The following is a 481-nucleotide window of genomic DNA, read 5'->3' as shown; positions in this document are numbered from 1 at the left end:
CTCCATATCGCGTGCCTTGTCCAGCATACGGGCAAACTCGGCTTGGCGGATATTTTGATGTAATTCGGATGATAAATCGTTAGACGGGGAAAAATCGGTCCGCATAAAAATATCTCGGCTGTCGTAAGCAATTCGGCTGCTGATTTTTTTCTCCCGATACCATTTTTTCCATTTTTCAAATGCTGCCAAACCTGCTTCATCACTCCATTGCACGCGCCAATCATTGTCCGAACCTGAACGTACAGATAGGGTAATCCCCAATCCATTGCGCTGTTGATCGGCAGGATAATTGTCGCCTTTTGCCACTTTTTCCGCGTGTTTTGCCAAACGGCGTACATTGCCAAGCGGCGTGCTGATTTGGCAAATCGCCAAACCGACGGACAATGTGGGTGCTTTTTCTGCTTTCAAAACATCTGACACTTTTTTCAGGCAGGCTGAAAATGCTTGCCGCAACGCGTCCGCGCAATCAACCGCCTTATCC

1 protein-coding gene is annotated in these 481 nt (G+C 48.0%); it reads right to left on the bottom strand.

Annotated elements, in window-relative coordinates; all coding sequences use genetic code 11:
• Positions 1 to 481 (bottom strand): Cas10/Cmr2 second palm domain-containing protein (locus ACTHUR_RS19605; protein WP_440400459.1); only part of this gene is annotated, 481 nt, incomplete at both ends.

It is taken from the genome of Neisseria sp. P0021.S007 (assembly GCF_051956855.1).
This window is presented reverse-complemented; position numbering and strand designations above follow the sequence as displayed.